21 protein-coding genes are annotated in these 17,539 nt (G+C 53.2%); 12 read left to right on the top strand and 9 right to left on the bottom strand.

What is annotated here, in order from left to right:
• Positions 1-29: 29 nt before the first annotated feature.
• A complete protein-coding gene (locus tag LKE08_RS16850) occupies positions 30-419 on the top strand; it encodes a DUF1667 domain-containing protein (RefSeq protein WP_324705407.1) in 390 nt (129 codons plus the stop codon).
• 222 nt (positions 420-641) lie between these two features.
• On the opposite strand, the gene LKE08_RS16845 is transcribed toward LKE08_RS16850, so the two are convergent.
• Positions 642-1,193, bottom strand: a complete 552-nt coding sequence (locus tag LKE08_RS16845) for an ADP-ribosyltransferase (RefSeq protein ID WP_324705406.1) — start codon at positions 1,191-1,193, stop codon at positions 642-644.
• A gap of 579 nt (positions 1,194-1,772) precedes the next feature.
• On the opposite strand from LKE08_RS16845, the gene LKE08_RS16840 reads away from it, so the two are divergent.
• The 3 genes from LKE08_RS16840 to LKE08_RS16830 are packed head-to-tail and all read left to right on the top strand — an operon-like array spanning position 1,773 to position 4,866.
• The gene (locus tag LKE08_RS16840) at positions 1,773-2,144 is read left to right on the top strand and encodes a response regulator (RefSeq protein WP_324705405.1); all 372 of its coding nucleotides are present in this window, start codon (positions 1,773-1,775) and stop codon (positions 2,142-2,144) included.
• A 12-nt stretch (positions 2,145-2,156) separates the two neighbouring features.
• Positions 2,157-2,792, top strand: coding sequence for a chemotaxis protein CheC (locus LKE08_RS16835; protein WP_324705404.1), 636 nt, complete (start codon positions 2,157-2,159; stop codon positions 2,790-2,792).
• Between the two features lie 46 nt (positions 2,793-2,838).
• Entirely contained in the window at positions 2,839-4,866 is a 2,028-nt protein-coding gene (locus tag LKE08_RS16830) for a response regulator (protein ID WP_324705403.1), read from the top strand.
• Between the two features lie 40 nt (positions 4,867-4,906).
• Here the strand turns inward: LKE08_RS16830 and LKE08_RS16825 are convergent, their stop codons facing one another.
• From LKE08_RS16825 to LKE08_RS16815, 3 genes are all read right to left on the bottom strand, one after another.
• Positions 4,907-5,464, bottom strand: coding sequence for an Npun_F5560 family protein (locus tag LKE08_RS16825; protein WP_375341438.1), 558 nt, complete (start codon positions 5,462-5,464; stop codon positions 4,907-4,909).
• A 119-nt stretch (positions 5,465-5,583) separates the two neighbouring features.
• Positions 5,584-5,922 carry a 30S ribosomal protein S6 gene (rpsF, locus tag LKE08_RS16820; RefSeq protein ID WP_324705401.1) on the bottom strand — a complete coding sequence of 113 codons (339 nt, stop codon included), beginning with the start codon at positions 5,920-5,922 and terminating at the stop codon, positions 5,584-5,586.
• A 263-nt stretch (positions 5,923-6,185) separates the two neighbouring features.
• Positions 6,186-7,412: a hydrogenase gene (locus tag LKE08_RS16815; protein ID WP_324705400.1), complete on the bottom strand. Its 1,227-nt coding sequence runs from the start codon at positions 7,410-7,412 to the stop codon at positions 6,186-6,188.
• Between the two features lie 224 nt (positions 7,413-7,636).
• Between LKE08_RS16815 and LKE08_RS16810 the strand changes: the two genes are divergently transcribed.
• Positions 7,637-8,419: an MBL fold metallo-hydrolase gene (locus LKE08_RS16810; protein WP_324705399.1), complete on the top strand. Its 783-nt coding sequence runs from the start codon at positions 7,637-7,639 to the stop codon at positions 8,417-8,419.
• Between the two features lie 59 nt (positions 8,420-8,478).
• On the opposite strand, the gene LKE08_RS16805 is transcribed toward LKE08_RS16810, so the two are convergent.
• On the bottom strand, positions 8,479-9,315 hold the full coding sequence (locus LKE08_RS16805; protein ID WP_324705398.1) for a Uma2 family endonuclease: 837 nt from the start codon (positions 9,313-9,315) through the stop codon (positions 8,479-8,481).
• A 205-nt stretch (positions 9,316-9,520) separates the two neighbouring features.
• Positions 9,521-10,462, bottom strand: coding sequence for a hypothetical protein (locus LKE08_RS16800; RefSeq protein WP_324705397.1), 942 nt, complete (start codon positions 10,460-10,462; stop codon positions 9,521-9,523).
• Here LKE08_RS16800 and LKE08_RS16795 point away from each other — a divergent pair.
• From LKE08_RS16795 to LKE08_RS16775, 6 genes are all read left to right on the top strand, one after another.
• Positions 10,452-10,691: a hypothetical protein gene (locus LKE08_RS16795; RefSeq protein WP_324705396.1), complete on the top strand. Its 240-nt coding sequence runs from the start codon at positions 10,452-10,454 to the stop codon at positions 10,689-10,691. The genes LKE08_RS16800 and LKE08_RS16795 overlap by 11 nt on opposite strands.
• Before the next feature lie 183 nt (positions 10,692-10,874).
• The gene (locus LKE08_RS16790) at positions 10,875-11,126 is read left to right on the top strand and encodes an antitoxin family protein (protein WP_324705395.1); all 252 of its coding nucleotides are present in this window, start codon (positions 10,875-10,877) and stop codon (positions 11,124-11,126) included.
• Positions 11,119-11,379: a type II toxin-antitoxin system RelE/ParE family toxin gene (locus LKE08_RS29310; protein WP_375341437.1), complete on the top strand. Its 261-nt coding sequence runs from the start codon at positions 11,119-11,121 to the stop codon at positions 11,377-11,379. Before LKE08_RS16790 ends, LKE08_RS29310 begins: the two co-directional genes overlap by 8 nt.
• Positions 11,380-11,737: 358 nt before the next feature.
• The gene (gene rsmA / locus LKE08_RS16785; protein WP_324705394.1) at positions 11,738-12,634 is read left to right on the top strand and encodes a 16S rRNA (adenine(1518)-N(6)/adenine(1519)-N(6))-dimethyltransferase RsmA; all 897 of its coding nucleotides are present in this window, start codon (positions 11,738-11,740) and stop codon (positions 12,632-12,634) included.
• Positions 12,635-12,678: 44 nt separating this feature from the next.
• The gene (ispE, locus tag LKE08_RS16780; RefSeq protein WP_324705393.1) at positions 12,679-13,620 is read left to right on the top strand and encodes a 4-(cytidine 5'-diphospho)-2-C-methyl-D-erythritol kinase; all 942 of its coding nucleotides are present in this window, start codon (positions 12,679-12,681) and stop codon (positions 13,618-13,620) included.
• A 31-nt stretch (positions 13,621-13,651) separates the two neighbouring features.
• On the top strand, positions 13,652-13,987 hold the full coding sequence (locus LKE08_RS16775) for a DUF3082 domain-containing protein (protein ID WP_324705392.1): 336 nt from the start codon (positions 13,652-13,654) through the stop codon (positions 13,985-13,987).
• A 97-nt stretch (positions 13,988-14,084) separates the two neighbouring features.
• Here the strand turns inward: LKE08_RS16775 and LKE08_RS16770 are convergent, their stop codons facing one another.
• The 3 genes from LKE08_RS16770 to LKE08_RS16760 form a co-directional block, all read right to left on the bottom strand.
• On the bottom strand, positions 14,085-15,323 hold the full coding sequence (locus LKE08_RS16770; RefSeq protein WP_324705391.1) for a permease: 1,239 nt from the start codon (positions 15,321-15,323) through the stop codon (positions 14,085-14,087).
• A gap of 269 nt (positions 15,324-15,592) precedes the next feature.
• Entirely contained in the window at positions 15,593-15,781 is a 189-nt protein-coding gene (locus LKE08_RS16765) for a CPXCG motif-containing cysteine-rich protein (protein WP_324705390.1), read from the bottom strand.
• The gene (locus LKE08_RS16760; protein WP_324705389.1) at positions 15,765-16,226 is read right to left on the bottom strand and encodes an SRPBCC family protein; all 462 of its coding nucleotides are present in this window, start codon (positions 16,224-16,226) and stop codon (positions 15,765-15,767) included. Before LKE08_RS16760 ends, LKE08_RS16765 begins: the two co-directional genes overlap by 17 nt.
• Positions 16,227-16,532: 306 nt before the next feature.
• On the opposite strand from LKE08_RS16760, the gene LKE08_RS16755 reads away from it, so the two are divergent.
• Entirely contained in the window at positions 16,533-17,528 is a 996-nt protein-coding gene (locus LKE08_RS16755; RefSeq protein WP_324705388.1) for a LysR family transcriptional regulator, read from the top strand.
• Positions 17,529-17,539 lie beyond the last annotated feature (11 nt).

The raw sequence follows: 17,539 nt of genomic DNA, 5'->3' as shown, positions 1-17,539 counted from the left end.
GCGATCGCCAATTTTATGGAGGAAAAAAAATGAGTTCAGCGACTCAGAACGAAGATAAAATTTACCATTATTTGTGCATCGGCTGTCCGATGGGCTGTCGCCTGGAAGTCGAGGAGGAAGACGGGCACATTGTGGAAGTTCGCGGCTTCACCTGCAAGCGGGGCGAAGAATACGCCAAACAGGAACACGTCGAACCCCGCCGCATGGTGACGACGACGGTTCGCGTGCAGAACGGACGCTGGGCTAAATTGCCCGTTAAAACGACGGAAGCCATCCCCAAAGAACGGATGATGGAATTGTGCGAACGGCTGCGAAAAGTGAAGGTGACGGCGCCAATTCACATGGGAGATACCATCCTTTCCAACGCCCTGGATACGGGTATCGACGTGGTGGCATCCCGCGATATGCCCGTCGCCTGAGAGTTCGATAAAATTTGTAGGGGTAATTCGCGAATTACCCCTACTTATAGCGGTTGTCTATGCACCACGATACGCTCCGATCCGCCATTATCCCCCTTGATCTCCCCCCTTACAAAGGGGGGGTAGGGGGGGATGGGGACTTTAAGTCAGTCCTCGTACCTCACTGATTTGAAAATGGCTGTATCCGGGCTGATTGCTGATACCTGAAAGCTGACCGCTATCTTACCGAATTTCGCGCAAGTAAATGTAAGTGATGTCGCCCGGTTCTTCGGCGGGGGAAATGTCGGTGACTTCGTAGCGGGTTCCCCGGGGCGCCAAGACTTCGTGTTCGACGTACATGGCCGCAAATTCTTCGATCGCAACTCCCGAGTTGTTGTCCCGCACTTCCAAAACGACGGGATATCGGGAGACGGAATAGCTTTCGGCGACTAGCAAATCGCTGGTAAAGCTGCTCATCGCGTCCAAAGTTAAAATGCGATCGCGCTTTAAATTCTCGATAAATTCCCGAAATTTTTCTTCTTTAAAAAATCGGAGTCCGCGATAGATTTTGCCTTGGAAGTAGGGCATCCGGCGGATCAGTTGATTGATGAGGAGGATTTTGGAATTGGTTTGTCCGTGGCTTTCGAGGTGGCGAATGGAATTGTATTCGGAACGGGTAAATCCTGAAATGGCGTTTAAGGCTTGTTCGACATCTCCATCGCTCATTCCCGTCAAATCGTGGACGTGCCGGACTAAGCTGGGATCGAGTTCGAGTTCAACTTCGACTTCATTCATGGTTGGGAGCCTGACGTTTGTTTAAATTATCGATTGATTTCAACCCTAAAATCTTCGTACCGTCGGGTTTTTAGATGTCACCCGGTCGGGCGAACCCGACCTTTTGTAGTCTCTACTACAAAGCTAACGACTGGTGGTCTGGTTTCCAAAGGGTATTTTTACGGAATTTTATTTATTTTTTGGGAAAGCAATAAAAAATGTCCCGGGGAAAATACGGAGAGATCCGCCCCGATCTCAAGATTCATAGCGGTTGTGGCGAAAAGATTGCCGGCCGGATAGGGGGGATCGGCCGCGATCGCCGACGGGGCGGAGGTCGAAACGGCTGAGTGCCTTTAACCGCAAGCATTTGGGGCGATCAGGGTGCGATCGCCACCGGAGGACAATGGAAAAAATTGCTCACAGACATTCAAGTTTCGTAACATTTGACGCGAGTTTTATGAAGTTTTAAATCCCAATGCACGAACGTTACAATTTGTATGAAAACGAGGTAGAAGCGCCACTTTTCTGCCAGAATAGACTTGAGGCAGGCCCGATTTGATTCTAAAGCAGAATCGGACCAACGGTTTTGGAGATCCAGTAATGGCTAAAATCTTAATCGTTGATGATTCCAGTCTCTCCCGTAAGATTATGCGTAGCATCCTAGAAACGGAAGGACACGAAGTCTTGGAAGCCAACGGGGGACTCGCAGCCCTGGAACGTTACTTTATCGACCACCCCGACCTGGTTTTGATCGACCTAGCCATGCCGGATATGCAAGGAACCGAAGTGTTGACAAAACTGCGGGAAATGGACGAAAAGGCACGGGTAATTATTGCCAGTGCCGATGCTCAAGACCTGACTCAAAGGGCCGTCAAAGCCGCCGGAGCCCTGGGTTACATCACCAAACCCTTCGCCCCTGAAGCGGTTCTGGAACAGGTCAATCAGGTCCTCGTCACCGGACCACAGCTCTGAGGAGGTATTGCGATGATCCTGACTGAAAAGCAAAATGACGCATTGACTGAATTGATCAACATCGGTTTTGCCCGGACTGCCACTTCTCTTTCTCAGTTGACCGGTCATCGCGTTCTGCTTGACGTCCCCGAAGTTTCCATCCACCCCATCCGGGAACTGGGTTCCAAACTGGCCAGTTTCGTGAGCGGTGAAATTGCCACCGTCCAGCAGATTTTTACCGGTCCGGTGTCCGGCAACGCCTTGCTGTTGTTGAACTACGAAGGTGCGATGATGTTGTCCCAGTTGGTGGCGCCCGAGGGGAGTCCGGCCAGCGATCGCATCGACGTCCCCACCGGAGAAGTGCTCACCGAAATCGGCAACATCCTCCTCAACTCCTGTCTGAGTGTCTTTGGCAACCTCCTGCAAATCCAAATTTCCTTTTCCGTCCCCCGCCTCTACCTCGAAGCCCTCGACGGACTGATTCATTCTTTAATGATCGGAAAAGAAGAAGTGCGCTATGCGATGGTGATGTACACCTCATTCAAAATGCGCGAAAATTCGATCAGCGGGTATCTCGTCATGGTTTTAGGAGTGGTTTCCTTAGAGAAATTATTGGAACTGATCGATGACTGGGCCGATCTGGCGACTCAACCTTCAAGTTACAGTTAAAGCCCGATGTGATTGACTAATTCTGGGATGTTTATTGCCGACGATCATGAACGACCACAACATCAACCGCTCCCACACTCGAGCCCTTCTCAAATGGCTGAATGATTTTGCGGAGCAAGGAATTTTTACGACGGATATCGACCTGAATCTTCTCAGTTGGAATCATTGGTTGGAACTCCAGAGCGGACATCGGGCGAAAGATTTGGTCGGACATCAGTTGTTCGCCGTCTATCCCGACCTGAAACGGCGGGGACTCGACCGGATTTACCAACAGGCGCTGCAAGGTCAAGTCGTCTTTTTATCCCAACGCCTGCACTCTCATTTGATCGAACTGCCGCCGAGTATCAGCAGCCCGTCTTTGTCGCAGATGCAGCAGAGCGTCAGGGTCGCGCCGCTGATCGAAAAGGGGGAAATTTTCGGAACCATCACGGTGATCGAAGATGTGACCGAACGGGTTTTGCGGGAAATGGAACTGCAACAAAAAATCAGAAAATTGGAGCAAACGGAGACGAGATTGAGTTTGACGCAAGCCCAACTCGAACATCTTTTGGCATCGAGTCCGGCGATCATTTACACCTGCCATCCCCGGGGAAATTATCCCCATAAATTTGTCAGCGACAACCTCACGACCCAACTGGGATATCAGGCGGCGGAGTGGGTGGAGCACCCCGACCTGTGGCGCGATCGCATCCACCCCGACGACTTGCAAAAAACCTGGAATCGGCGATCGCAGATCCGGCAATTTAAGCACCTCATTTTAGAATACCGCTTTCAACATAAAAACGGCACCTATCGCTGGCTGCGAGATGAGATGAAACTCGCCTGCGATGCCGAGGGAAAACCGGAAGAAATCGTCGGCGTCCTGTTGGATATCACCGACAAGAAAAAACTGGAAACGCAACTGCTGCGGGCCCAACGTCTGGAAAGTATCGGCACCCTCGCCAGCGGCATCGCCCACGACCTCAACAACATCCTCACCCCCATCCTCGCCTCGGTGCAGATGTTCCAATTGGGTGTCTCCCAAGAGAAGCAAAATAAAATGTTGAAATTGATCGAAATGAATACCAAGCGGGGGGCGAATTTGATCAAGCAAGTCCTCTCCTTCGCCCGGGGTTTTGAAGGGAAATTGGAGATTTTTCAGGTCAAACATTTAATTAGTGAAGTGGCGGAAGTGGCCCGGGAAACCTTTCCCAAATCCATCGAAATTAGCAGTCGGGTTCCCAAGGACCTGTGGACGATTCAGGGCGACCCGACCCAACTGCACCAAATTTTGATGAATCTGTGCGTGAATGCCCGGGATGCGATGCCGGAGGGCGGTGAGCTAGTTCTCTCGGCCGAAAACGTCGAATTGGACGAACGGGAAGCGGGTTTCAATCTGGACGCCAGGGAAGGGTGTTATGTCGCGATCGCGGTCGCCGACACGGGGACGGGTATCGAACCGGAGGTCGCCGACCGGATGTTCGAGCCCTTTTTCACCACCAAGGAATTCGCCAAGGGGAGCGGTTTGGGCCTCTCGACGGTGATGGGGATCGTCAAGGGACACAACGGTTTTATCGACGTGGACACCCAGCTCGGCCGGGGAACCCGTTTCCGGGTCTACCTCCCCGCCTCCAAAGATACCGAACCGATCGCGGACGAAGGTTTGGAATTGAGTGGGGGACGGGGCGAGTTAATTTTGGTGGTTGACGACGAAGAACCGATCCGGGAAATCACCCAAACCACTCTCGAAAATTTCGGCTACCGGGTCGCGGTGGCGGGTAACGGTCTGGAGGCGGTCGAGCTGTACGAGAAATCGCCCGATCCCATCGACTGCGTGCTGTTGGACATGATGATGCCCGTCATGGGGGGCAAGGATGCGATCGTCGCCCTCCAGTCCCTCAATCCCAGAGTGCGGATTGTCGCGGTGAGCGGCTACTGTTCCGCCTCCGTCGCGGCGGAGGTGGCGGAGTTGGGGGTGACGACGTTTCTGGCGAAACCCTACACCACGCCGCAGTTATTGCAGGTACTCCGGGAGTTCCTGAATCGGCGGGCGAATTTCCCCTCGATGGGATATCCCTCCGAGATCTCAATCTAGGAAGGATGGTCAACATTTGGCCCTCGGAGTCGAGTCCCGATCAAGCGTTTCCCAAGCTGGGGAACTCCACCGGAGCGGATGTCCCCGGTTGGAAGCTGGGCAAATCCAGACCGCTGGGACGGCGGCTCTTTTGGGCCAGACGGTAACTGACGCTCTGGAGTTCGGCGTGCAGTTGGCGGTTTTCCCGCTGCAATTTTTCCACCTTTTCCATCACTTCTTCGAGGCGTTCGGAGAATTTCTGGCGGTAGACGCCGGGGAGTTCCTGAACCACCTGTTCGAGCATCCGGGAGCGATCGGTCAGTTCTTGGACGGACTGTCGGAGTTGGTACACCTCAGAATCGCGATCGGCGATCTGCTCTTGATAAAACTTAACCTGTTCTTCGACCTGCTGCAATTGGTCGCGCAGGGACTTCATCTGGGCCTGGTGGCGCTCCGTGAGTTCCGGGTCGGGCATCAATGAGGTGTTGCCCTTGACCAGACGGAACAACTCCTGGGAGAGTTGCTGCACCAGTTGATCGCGCATTTTCAACTCTTCGCTCAGGCGGGTGACTTCAGCTTGAAGCTCTTGTTGGCTTCCATGATTTGTCTGACTCACGATAACCGATCGCTCCTATAACCTCAAACATATGTTTTCAAAATACTCTCAACCCGGCGCGATCGGCAAGTGAGGGACCCTCGGAACGCGGTACGGGTTGAGAGGCTGCGATCGCCGGGGGACTAAACTCCCTGGGCTTCCGGTTCCGGTTCGGCTTGAACCGCGGCGACATCTTCTTTCAACGTCAGATAGCGAATCACGTCATCACTGATCCGCATCGCCCGTTCCATGACCGCGATCTGCTTGCTGTCGCCCCCTTCGTAGTTCATCTGGATGTAGATGCCCTCGCGGTGGTTGGCGATTTCGTAAGCCAGACGGCGCTTGCCGAGGTGTTGGACTTCCAAATTTTGGGCGCCGTGTTCCCGGAGGATATCCTGATATTTGCCGATCGCAGCTTCGACCTGCTCCTCATTCAAGTCGGGGCGCAGGATGTACATGGTTTCGTAGACGAACGATTTCATACAATGATTCTCCTTGTGGACCATTCAGGCTTCCGCACGGAAGCAAGGAACTATCCATTGTACACCAATTCGGTGGGGAAATTTTCAATCGTAGGGGCCCCTGGCTTGCGCCCTGATTGCAGATTCCCCGTTGAGGGCGGAGTGAGCAGCAAGGAGTACCCCTATTCTCTGTTCTCTGTTCTCTGTTCTCTCTATTACCTATTCCCTATTCCCTATTCCCTATTCCCTATTCCCTATTCCCTATTCCCTATTCCCCACTCCAACTACCGTTTCGGCTGCACCCAAACCTTGATCCCCTCGACCCGGAGCGATTGACCTCGGGTGCCGCAGTATTGGCCGTTGGCGCAGACGGGGACATCGCCTTTATTTTGGATGTGGGCGTTGTAGCAGATATCGTAATTGGCGGCTTGGGGGCCGGCGAGTTCGATGCCAAATCCCTCGATCTGGCGATTTTTGCCCGGTTCCCCGACCCGCTGGCCGCCGGAGACTTTGGGGGTATCTCCCACTCCGGAAATGTAGGCCATGTACCGCACCTCCAAGCCGGGTACGGGGGGATCGATCGCGATTTGGAAGGCTTCCAGGCGCCGCCCCTGTCCCCGGGTTCCGGCATATTCCCGGGCGCCAAAGTCGCGATCGCCCAATCCATGCAGGTGGACTCTGACTCGCAACCCCACGGATGCCAGCCCGGTTGGGGCCGGATCTGTCGCCTTCCCGGCGATGGGGACATTGCCGAAGACGATATGTTTGCCGTCGATGGTGGGGGGTTTTTGGGGGATCTCCACGCTGGGGACGATGATCACGTCCGGGGGTGTGGCGGTGCTGCCCGGTTCTTCCAAAATGACGAGATCCGGGTTGACGGTTTTCCGTTCGACGGGGGGGGCTTCGGACTCGGGAGGGGCTGAGGGGGGGGCGATTTTACCCCGGGAAATGGCGACGGCCAAAGCTTTCCCGAAGGCCGTTTCGACGGTTTCGGCCAGGGTCGCCCACCGTTCGTCATCGAGGGTGTCCGCACTGTCGATCAGGGTGAGGAGGACGGCGAGGGGGTGGCGGTTGTCGGCCAACTCCCGGGCTTCCGGGGCGGGTGCGATCGCCAGTTTTTGTTTGAGTTGGCGGGCCTGTTCCCGGGCTTTTTGCAGGGGGGCGAAGTCCGGTTGGTCGCCGTGGGTGAGGCTGAGAACCCGGTCGAGAAGGGCGATCGCTTTTTCGGAGGCGGGGTCGCCGGGGGGACGACCGACGGTTTGGCATAACCGCTCCAGGGCGGCGACGGATGTGGCCTGCCCTGCGGTGGGCTCTCCCAGACTTTGCAATTTCTGTTGTACGCCGGCAAAATCGCGGTTGTATTTGACCAGGGCTTGCAGCATCGGTTCGCCGATGGGCGTCCCGAACGCTTCGAGGGCGACTGCGGCTTGGGATAACTCCTGTCCGAGTTGAGAATGGCGATCGGACAAACTCTTGAGCTGTTGTTGTAAGTTATCGTTCGTTGGTTCCATCGGCGTCCCCTCCATAAACTATCGACAATCGGCACTCGGATGCACCGCGACTCGTCACTCTCGATGAAAATGACATCCCGTTGCGGTCGGGATCGGCTCACTTGCCGATTATAGATGCTCGGGGGGCGACCGGAAGACAAAAAAATCGTCGCGTCCGGGGGGCGATCGATATTGTCGCGACGGGATGTCACAATAAAAGATGATGTCATCCGCAATCATCCTTTATGTATTTTACTTGGTTGGACAGTAATTCTTGGCTATTCGAGATAGGTGAAAAGCGAATCCTCGTCGATCCCTGGCTCGTCGGCTCTCTGGTATTCGGGAATTTGCCCTGGTTGTTCAAGGGAGAAAAACACGCCCCCCGCCCCATTCCCGATCGCATCGATATCATTTTACTCTCCCAGGGGTTGGAGGATCACGCCCACACCCCCACGTTGAAACAACTCGACAAAAACATTCCGGTCGTGGCGTCTCCCAACGCCGCCCAAGTCGCCCGAGATCTCGGCTATACCCAAGTCACCGCACTGGCTCACGGGGCGACATTTCAGTTGGGCGATCGCGTCGAAATTCGCGCCGTCCCCGGTTCCCCCATCGGCCCGATGTTGGTGGAAAATGGCTACGTTATCCGCGATCGTGATACCAATTATAGCCTCTACTACGAACCCCACGGCTACCACTCATCCGCCCTCGACGAGTTGGCGCCTATCGACGTAGTAATTACCCCCATTGTCGATTTAAAATTACCCCTGGTCGGCTCCATCATCCAAGGCACTAAATCCGCTTTGGAACTGGCGGAACGGGTGCGCCCCCAGGTGATGTTGCCGACGGCGGAAGCCGGGGATGTCACCTACGAAGGGTTGTTGATTTCCGCATTAAAAGCGGTGGGAAATGTCGAAGATTTTCGCTCTTCCCTCGCCCGAAAAAATCTCCCGACGCGGGTACTCAAACCCCAACCGGGCGAACGGTTTGAAGTGGAGTTGGAACGGCGGGAAACGTCGGTCGCATAAAATCGAGGTGCGGAATTTCGACACCGTAGGGGCGCAAGGTTTGCGCCCTCCGAAATCGTTTACAATTCTTCCGGATCGATGCCCCGCGATCGCAGCAATTCCGCCAATCGTTCGGCCCGCTGTCGTTCCTGCTGCAACTCCTGTTCGGCTTGTTCGGCCCGCCGTTGCTCTCGTTCGGCCCGCTGTTGTTCTCGTTCGGCCCGCTGTCGTTCAATTATAGCCCGTTCGTCTCCCGTCAATAACAAGTTTCCTTCACTGTCCCACCACCGCAACCAAGGCAACTCCAAATTGCCGTAGCGTCCCCGCCAAATTCCCAACTCGACACCCATTTGGGGAATCGGATAATGCTCTCGCTCGTTGGGGGAGATCAATTCATAGTGATTTTCAACTAAATGATACACCTCGACACTGGATTTCTGCACTTCATAGATGGCATAAAAAGCCGGACGGATGATCCGTTCGTACACCCAAAATTTCCCCGGTTTTTGGCGGGTTTTTGAGAGTTGAGCCAGGGGGGTGCGATCGCGCTCTTCCGAACCGTCCCCGGAAACAAATTCGATGGCAATTAACGGGGGAATAAATTCCTGCCAAAGGACGTAAGAACGCCTCACCTGTCCCTCCAGGGTGGGGGGGACCTCGGGAACATAAAACCAGTCGGGACATTCCGCCCCTTTTTCCGGGGGTTCCGTCATCCGCCAGTAGATGCCGCAATCTTGTCCGATCGCATATTGTCCGTCCGGATGGAGGCGATCAAGTGTCGGTTGAATGGAATCGGTGAGTAAAATACTCTGGGGGTGCTCCTGAAAGTTTTTCACGAACGTACCATCGGAGTCGGGGAGTTGGGTGTGATCCGGGAGTGAGGTAATTCCGAGTTCGGAAGATTTGGCGATGGTCATGGCAAATGGTTTCTCATCGCAAGATATGGGAAAAGTATAGCATTTGATTCAATCGGATTGTGGCAACTACTGATTGAATGTTATTTGGGCAACCCTATAAGGTTGCCCCCACAGATAATAAGAATGGTAGGGGCAAGCCTCTGCGCTTGCCCGGGAATTTCAAATGGTGGCAACCCGAGACGATTGCCATTACAGAGGATTTTGATTAATCCTGTGCGATCGCGCAGTGTCTCACCAGGTTGGGTACGGTATATTTCACTTGATTATTTTGGCGAATCTGTTTCACCAGCGATCGCCGTTGGAGCGATTCTAGAGCCTGTAATTCTTGGTCGGTTTCGCAGGTTGACGCGATCTCGATCAAAGTGACGGGTTGCGGTTTCTTTTTCAGGTAATTCAGGATTGCCCATTCCGAATCAGTCAGTTGCCGAAAGTGTCGGGCGATGCGATCGTCGTAGTCTCCCACAAACCAATCATATTTCAAAAACTCGGAAATTTGACCCCCGAACATTTCCCAGATTGTGGTGGAGACAATTTGTAGCGCCAGGGGATTGCCACCGTAGGCGGCAATTAAATCGGAATATCGCTCCGTTTCCCAAAGACCTTTATCTTGAAGTAAATATTTGGCATCCTCATGCAAACCGGAAAGTTTGAATGCGCGGACGGGTCGCTGAGAGCCGGAAAGTGTGGCGATCGCTTTTGGCACGACCGCACTGGTGAGAACGATACAACTTTGATGGGGTAATGTCGCCACTTGGTGCAGGAGTTCGCTGTACCCCCGACATTCTGAACGATAGGTTCCGGCAAAGGCGCATTCGGCAAACAGGCTGGCCCATCTGTCGAAGATCAGCAAACAACGCTGCCGTTGCAAGCAGTCGATCAATTCTCGCAGTCCTTCATTGAGACAGTCGGGATTGCCGTCTGGGGGGGAATTTTCCGGGACGGTGTGAGGCAGCGATCGCACTCTGAGCGCGATCGCTGCCTTTACAGACTCACAGCTTTGATGGAAGTTCGATGAGGTTGTTCCATCCGCTGATAGAAATGCAATCAGTTGTGAAAGAATATCAATTAAAGGTGGGGTGCAATCGAGACTCCGCCAAATGACGCGATCGAAGTCTCCCGCCACCTCCCGCAGCAGTTTGGAAGCCAAGATCGATCCAATTCTTCAGTGGGATGGCTCCTATAATGCCTACGATCAGTGGACGTTTGAACCTTTTTCTTACTATCCTGGAGATCCGAACTATGCCGGTGACGATTTCTTGGTAGACTGGAGTGAAGGAGCTTCCCACTTAGTTCAGGTCGATATGTGGGGTTCTCCCATGCTGGATTGGGCTGGCGATCCCATGTTTGCCGATTACACGCCTGATTTTCTTTTCTAACAGAGGTTTGACTAACTCACCTGGATTCTTTCTCAAGCAATCCAGGCTGAGGATAATTCTCGTCCGGCTTCATCTCTTGCGATCGCATCCTCCCAAAAACACAGGGGGTGCGATCGCTTTCGTTGAGAGTAGCGCGATCGGTTATAATTAACTTCAGATAACTTTCATATTCAACCCCAAGCGATGACAATTACACTGCAAGCAATTTATGAGCAAGGGACGTTACGACTCATGCAGCCGCTAGACTTGCCCGAAGGAACGCCAGTCCAAGTGATTATCACTGCCAATGACTTTATCCAGGAGGAAGACAGTGAAGAAACAGCCACCCAAGAATTATTGGCTATTCCCGGTTTTAGCGGTGCTTTAGAAGAAGCCGAGCGAGATATTGCCGAGGATAAATTGACAGACTGGCGAGACGTTCGCAAAGATGTATAAAGTTCTGTTGACACGGAAAGCCGAAAAGTTTTATTCATCAGCCAATCGTCCTCTGGCTCGCAAAATTGCCCGATGCTTAGAAGTTCTGGAACAAACACCCCGAAGTCATCCCAATATTAAATCGCTCAAAGGGAGTCTTTCCGGTCGGTATCGATATCGAATCGGTGATTATCGTGTTATTTATCAGATTGATGATGATAAAAATAAAGTCATTGTTAGTTTGATCGTTCATCGGGGTGAAGCTTATCAATAAATTTTCTGGAATCGGACGGGAGTACGATCGCAATTTGAAAAATCTTCTGGATCGATCCGCGATCGCATCCTCCCAAAAACACAGGGGGTGCGATCGCCTATAATTGACTTCCAACTCGAGTATTCACCCCAAAATGATGACAATTACACTGCAAGCGAGAGATCATAAGAATGGTAGGGGCAAGCCTCTGCGCTTGCCCGGAAATTTGAAATGGTGACAACCCTATAAGGTTGCCCCCACAGATAATACAGATAATAAGAGTTGTAGGGGCAAGCCTCTGCGCTTGCCCGGAAATTTCAAATTGACAAGCGATCCGCGATAGTTAACAATTATCAATTATCAATTCTCAATTTCCCCCATGCCCTCCCCCCAACCCCGCAAACGATTCGCCCAGCACTGGCTTCGCAGCCCCGCCGCCCTCGATCGCATTCTCAAAGCCGCCGATCTGTGCAAAGACGATCGCATCCTGGAAATCGGGCCGGGGACGGGCATTCTCAGCGATCGCCTGCTGGCCGAGGCCGGGGCGGTGGTGGCGGTGGAAATTGACCGGGATCTGTGCGGGCGGCTGGTGAAAAAATTCGGAAATCGCGAGAATTTCCTGCTGCTGCAAGGGGATATTTTGGATTTAGATCTCGATGCCAATTTGGCGAATTTTCCCCCATTTCAAAATCCCAATAAAGTCGTCGCCAATATCCCCTATAATATTACCGGGCCGATTTTGGAGCGACTGCTGGGAACGATCGCCGCACCGAACCCGGAGCCCTTCGAGGCGATCGTGCTGTTGGTCCAGAAGGAAGTGGGCGATCGCATCTGTGCCCGCCCCAGTTCCAAAGCCTTCGGGGGCCTGTCGGTGCGGGTGCAGTACCTCGCCGAATGCGAGTGGATCTGCCACGTCCCCGCCAAAGCCTTCTATCCGCCCCCCAAGGTCGATTCCGCCGTCGTCAGGCTGCGTCCGCGCCCCATCGCCACCCCCGCCCTCGACCCGCAATTTTTGGATCGGTTGGTGAAACAGGGGTTTTCCAGCCGCCGGAAAATGTTACGAAATAATTTAAAAAGTCGGGTCGATCGCGATCGCCTGACCCAATTCCTGGAACAATTAGAGATTAACCCCCAAGTTCGCGCCGAAGATCTCGGTGTGGAACAGTGGGTCAACCTGAGCAACCTGTTATTTTCCAGCCCACCGCCGCCCGACGGCGAAGACTCGGCGGAAGTCGGCGAGAAGCCCCAGGAAAACCAGGAGGAATCTGACATATAAAATGAGGGCGCAAGCCTTGCGCCCCTACAATCTGAAATTACCCAATGCGTTCTTACTCCCTGATTGCCCCGGCGAAAATTAATTTATACTTGGAAATTATCGGCGATCGCGCCGACGGTTTCCACGAGTTGGCGATGGTTTTGCAAAGTATCAGTTTGAGCGATCGCGTCACCATCAACCCCATCGGTATCGACGCGATAACCATTCGCTGCAACGATCCCACCATTCCGAGCGATCGCACCAACTTAGCCTACCGCGCCGCCGCCCTGATGGTGGACCAATTTCCCGACATGATGGCCCGCCACGGGGGCATCGAAATCGACATTCACAAACAAATTCCCGCCGCCGCCGGACTCGCCGGGGGGTCCACGGACGCCGCCGCCGTTTTTGTGGGGTTAGATTTGATGTGGGATCTCGGTTTGACTCAGGGAGAATTGCAAACCTTCGCCGCCCAAATTGGTTCGGACGTTCCCTTTTGCATTTCCGGGGGGACTGCTTTGGCAACGGGGCGGGGAGAGGTGCTTTCCCCGCTGATGAATTTAGATCATTTGTATGTGGTGTTGGCGAAATATAAAAACTTGGCAATTTCCACACCTTGGGCGTACAAAACCTACCGCCAGCAATTCGGTCACACCTACGTTTCCGCCCCCCAAGACCTGCAAAGTCGGCACGATCGCGTCCATTCCGGATCGATGGTTTCGGCGATCGTGAAGCGGGACGGGGCAAAAATCGGCCGGTTGTTGCACAATGATTTAGAGAAAGTCGCCCTCCCCGAATATCCCCAAATTCAAGCCCTACGAGATGCCTTTGCCGCCCAAAACGTGCTGGGAACGATGATGTCCGGTTCCGGGCCGACGGTGTTCGCCCTGGTGGCAAATCAAACCGAAGCCGATCGCGTTTTGGGGGCCGTTCGCGGTCAAATGGCAGACCCGGATCTGGCATTTTGGACGGCTCAATTTGTCCCCAACGGCATCCATTTGGCTTGATGTAAAATTGCAGAATATCGGAAATTAAATTATGTCTGAAAAACCATCCAAATCCAATCCCGAAACGGTCGATAATTCCGCCCCCGATCTGGCGTCCGCCAACCCGCTGCGGGCGATAATTGGGGGGTTAATTTCCGGCGGATTTGCGATCGCCCTCTATTCCCTCACCGCCTCCATCGCGACCACTTTCGCCAACAAACCCATCACCTCCGACAACCAAACCGCCATTTCAATTTCCGCCGCCGTCCGCACCCTGGTGGTGGGGGGTTGCGCGTTGGGGACGGGAATATTTGCGATCGCTTCCTTGGGTTTGTTGGCGTTGAGCGTTCAAATTCTATTCGTCCGTCTGAGACAAAAAGAGTCTTAAAAAGACCTGTCGATGATGTGGGGAAACCGGGTTTCTAGAAGCCTCTCAATTTCTCACCCAAACTTCCCATAGAAACCCGGTTTCTTTGTCAAACTCTTCAAACCGTAACCGCCGCGATGCCGCCACCGACCAACCAAACAATACTGAGCAGTGCCAAATAAAAGATAATTTTCTCGACAATTCCAGTTTTTTTGCCGTGGTCGTGATGTCCGCCGTGCCCTTCTTCTTCCCGTTTCTGACCGAAATTCAACCAGGCGAGAAAGCCGGTAATTGCCAGAAAAATGAGATTCAGCCAGAAGGTATAGTCGATCGCGAACCGTTCGCTTTGAGCCGCACTCTGACCCGTCGCTTCCGGCAACAAACCGAACAGGGAAAAACCGTAGTGCAGAAGCAGGGAAGTTCCGATCAATGCTGCGAAAAACACCCCCACAATATAAAGCGCCAATTTCCAGCCGTAATATTTGGCGTTAATCCGAATGACGGGAAACACCACCAAATCGCTGAAAATAAAAGCCATCACCCCCGCAAAACTGACCCCGTTGGCGAATAAAATCGAGGCGAGGGGGATGTTACCCATCGAACCGATAAACGTGAAAAATGCTGCCACGGGGCCGACGATGGTATGTTCCAAAATGGCAAAAAATCCGGGGGAGGTATCCAGCCCGGAACCAATGAATAGTGTCTGAAAAAAGGATCGGGGGACGAAGGCTGAAATAATGCCCGCAATGGTAAAACCAAAGATAACATCCTTCCAGACCATCTTCCACTCCATAAAATATTTTTTGGCGACCTTTTTCCAAGCCTGTTTGCTTTGAATTTTCTCTTTCCAATTGGGAACATCCTGTTGGTTTTCTTCCGTCCCTTCCTTTTCGTTCAGCCGCCTCCGCACCTTTTTAATCAATTCCTTTGGGCGGGTGAAGCGGACGACCTGCCACGTCAAGAGAATCAGGATAATTCCCCCCAAATATTCCCCGACGACGAACTGCCAGCCCAGGAAGATGGCGATAATAAATCCCAATTCTATCACCAAGTTTGTGGAGGCTAACAAAAACGCCAGGGAGGGGACAAAACCTGCCCCTTTTTTAAATAATGATTTGGTCGATGCCAGGGCGGCGAAACTGCACGAACTGGAAATAAATCCGAAGAACGTTCCCAGGGCGATGCTCTTTTTTCCCGCCTCCCCCATCGTCCGCTGCATACGTTCGCGGGTGACAAAGACTTGAATGGCACTGCTAATAATATAACCGAGAATAAACGCCCACAGCGCTTTCCAGAAAAAACTCAACGAAGTCAGTACGGCGTCGCTGTATTGACTCCAAAATCCACTTTCGTTCATTTAACATAACTGAATTCGTCTGAGAGCAACTTTACGGAAATGCGCGATCGCCCACATCTGCCTTTAGAGATAAACTCTTAATATCGACACCAATCTAAAACCATAGGTTGGGTTCTTGGAACGAAACCCAACACGGTCAAATTCAAATAATAATTGATAATTTACGGCAAATTATTGATAATCAGAAAGTTCGAGTCCGACGATTTTCGGAGGAGCGAATCGAAATTTTTCCCGATCCGCCCTCCCAAAAAAGTTTAATTGTCAATTGTTCATCCTTCATATTCCGTATCAATTTCGACATCCAGCGTCTCTTCATCGATGCGAATGTAGAGGATGTTAGGGCGGCAGCAAACCTGACAATCTTCGACGTAGGATTGCTGTCCCCCGGCGCTGAAATCGACAAACGTCACATTTTCTTCCCCGCAGTAGGCGCAGGTGTATTCAGCCGTATTTTGCATGGTTTTCGCATTCGGTTTTGGTGACTTCGTGGCGGTAGCGGAACATATCTTCGAGGCGGGAATAAACCCACCATCCCAGCCAATTGTCGATCGCCGGGCCGCCGGGTATACTGAAGGCGATCGCATCCGTCAGCCGCGTCTGGCCGTCTTCTTCGGAAAACTGGTGTCGGTGAACCCACGACGCCATCGGGCCTTCCCGCTGTTCGTCGGTAAACAGTCGCCCGGGGACGCACTCCGTGTGCACCGCCACCCACTTCACCGGCACCGGGCCGAGGAAAATCCGAAATTCGGACACCGCCCCCACCTCCAAACCGCCCTCCCGGCGGACGATTTCCACGGGTTGCCACGGTGGGGTCAGCAATTCTAGGATATCGGATCGGGCGTGGAAGTCCCAAACGAGTTCGACGGGGGCATCGATGAGGGAGGAATATTTGAAATGCAACATGGTAACTGGATTCGGGATCGACTCTATTTAAACTTAACGTGTCGAAATGGGTATCGATAGTTAGTATCGAGTCGGTAACTACAATTGACTTAAAGCCCCCAGAATTGGGGGTTTGGGGGCCAGATATTTTTCGGACGGTGCGTTCCCACTCATCTATTGTCGGTCCACCGGGTCAGCCCGAGTTGGGAACACACCCTACAATTGACTTGACGTGTCGAAATGGGTATCGATTTTTACCGAATTATTTCGGCAAATTGGCTAATATCGGTGAATGCTACCGTTGCCACCTCGATCCCACAGACGTCTATGCGCCTAGAGCAGCTTCAAGCCTTTTTGTGTGTCGCCGAAACTGGGAGTTTCCAGCAGGCGGCACGCAAATGCAGTGTGACACAATCCACCATCAGCCGGCAAGTGCAGGGGCTCGAAGCGGAACTCGGTTTGCCGCTGTTTCACCGCAGTGCCCAGGCGAAATTGACCGTGGGGGGGGAGCGATTTTGGCCCTACGCCCGCAAAATCTGGCAGGCTTGGCAGAATGCCCGGGAAGAGTTGAGCGCCTTGCTGGCGGGAGAACAGCCCGAATTGTGCGTCGCCGCCATTCATTCCCTGTGCGCCTCCTATTTGCCGCCGGTGTTGCGGAAGTTCGGCTACGCTTTCCCGGAAGTGCAGTTGCGGGTGACGGCCTTGGGGAGCGATCGCGCCCTGAAAGTGTTAAAAGATGGGTTGGTGGACGTGGCGATCGTCATGAATAACCGCTCGTTTACCACCGGCGTCGATCTGTTGGTGGATGTTCTCTACGAAGAAGCGATCGAAGTGTTGATGGCGAAAAACCATCCCCTGGCGCGATATACTCACATCCCTTGGACTGAGTTAATCCGGTATCCCCAGGTGGTGTTTAAAGATGGCTACGGGATGCAGCGGCTGGTGCAGGAAAAATTCGCCCAGGCGGGCGCCGAATTGAAGGCGGTTTTGGAGTTGAATACGTTGGATGCGTTTCGGGGGATCGTCCGCCAGGGGGAAGTGATCGCCCTGCTGCCGCGATCGGCCCTGGTGGAGGCCCGCACCGATCCGACCCTAGCCATCCGGGGCATCGATGCGGCGGAGGTCAATTCCAACGGCAATTCTCGGTCATCTTATTTTAGTGGGTCCGAATCCACCTGGACTCGGGAAGTGGCGATCGTCACCACCCGCGATCGCATCCAAATTCCCCCGATCGAATATTTCTGGAAACTCGTCCACGAATTGATTCCCCCCGAGATGGATTCGGAGTTGGAAGAAATCGGTCTGAAATGTTTGATCGGGTGATGGGGGCAATA

Origin of the sequence: Lyngbya sp. CCY1209, assembly GCF_035615495.1 — a bacterium.
Classification (GTDB): Bacteria; Cyanobacteriota; Cyanobacteriia; order Cyanobacteriales; family Microcoleaceae; genus Limnospira.
This window is presented reverse-complemented; position numbering and strand designations above follow the sequence as displayed.

What these genes read in the sequence shown, in the direction of transcription:
- LKE08_RS16810 (WP_324705399.1), top strand. Translation starts at nt 7,637, where the DNA reads ATGTATTTTACTTGGTTGGACAGTAATTCTTGGCTATTCGAGATAGGT.
- LKE08_RS16815 (WP_324705400.1), bottom strand. Translation starts at nt 7,412, where the DNA reads ATGGAACCAACGAACGATAACTTACAACAACAGCTCAAGAGTTTGTCC.
- LKE08_RS16770 (WP_324705391.1), bottom strand. Translation starts at nt 15,323, where the DNA reads ATGAACGAAAGTGGATTTTGGAGTCAATACAGCGACGCCGTACTGACT.
- LKE08_RS16760 (WP_324705389.1), bottom strand. Translation starts at nt 16,226, where the DNA reads ATGTTGCATTTCAAATATTCCTCCCTCATCGATGCCCCCGTCGAACTC.
- LKE08_RS16790 (WP_324705395.1), top strand. Translation starts at nt 10,875, where the DNA reads ATGACAATTACACTGCAAGCAATTTATGAGCAAGGGACGTTACGACTC.
- LKE08_RS29310 (WP_375341437.1), top strand. Translation starts at nt 11,119, where the DNA reads ATGTATAAAGTTCTGTTGACACGGAAAGCCGAAAAGTTTTATTCATCA.
- ispE (WP_324705393.1), top strand. Translation starts at nt 12,679, where the DNA reads ATGCGTTCTTACTCCCTGATTGCCCCGGCGAAAATTAATTTATACTTG.
- LKE08_RS16805 (WP_324705398.1), bottom strand. Translation starts at nt 9,315, where the DNA reads ATGACCATCGCCAAATCTTCCGAACTCGGAATTACCTCACTCCCGGAT.
- LKE08_RS16850 (WP_324705407.1), top strand. Translation starts at nt 30, where the DNA reads ATGAGTTCAGCGACTCAGAACGAAGATAAAATTTACCATTATTTGTGC.
- LKE08_RS16830 (WP_324705403.1), top strand. Translation starts at nt 2,839, where the DNA reads ATGAACGACCACAACATCAACCGCTCCCACACTCGAGCCCTTCTCAAA.
- LKE08_RS16835 (WP_324705404.1), top strand. Translation starts at nt 2,157, where the DNA reads ATGATCCTGACTGAAAAGCAAAATGACGCATTGACTGAATTGATCAAC.
- rpsF (WP_324705401.1), bottom strand. Translation starts at nt 5,922, where the DNA reads ATGAAATCGTTCGTCTACGAAACCATGTACATCCTGCGCCCCGACTTG.
- LKE08_RS16755 (WP_324705388.1), top strand. Translation starts at nt 16,533, where the DNA reads ATGCGCCTAGAGCAGCTTCAAGCCTTTTTGTGTGTCGCCGAAACTGGG.
- LKE08_RS16765 (WP_324705390.1), bottom strand. Translation starts at nt 15,781, where the DNA reads ATGCAAAATACGGCTGAATACACCTGCGCCTACTGCGGGGAAGAAAAT.
- LKE08_RS16845 (WP_324705406.1), bottom strand. Translation starts at nt 1,193, where the DNA reads ATGAATGAAGTCGAAGTTGAACTCGAACTCGATCCCAGCTTAGTCCGG.
- LKE08_RS16775 (WP_324705392.1), top strand. Translation starts at nt 13,652, where the DNA reads ATGTCTGAAAAACCATCCAAATCCAATCCCGAAACGGTCGATAATTCC.
- rsmA (WP_324705394.1), top strand. Translation starts at nt 11,738, where the DNA reads ATGCCCTCCCCCCAACCCCGCAAACGATTCGCCCAGCACTGGCTTCGC.
- LKE08_RS16840 (WP_324705405.1), top strand. Translation starts at nt 1,773, where the DNA reads ATGGCTAAAATCTTAATCGTTGATGATTCCAGTCTCTCCCGTAAGATT.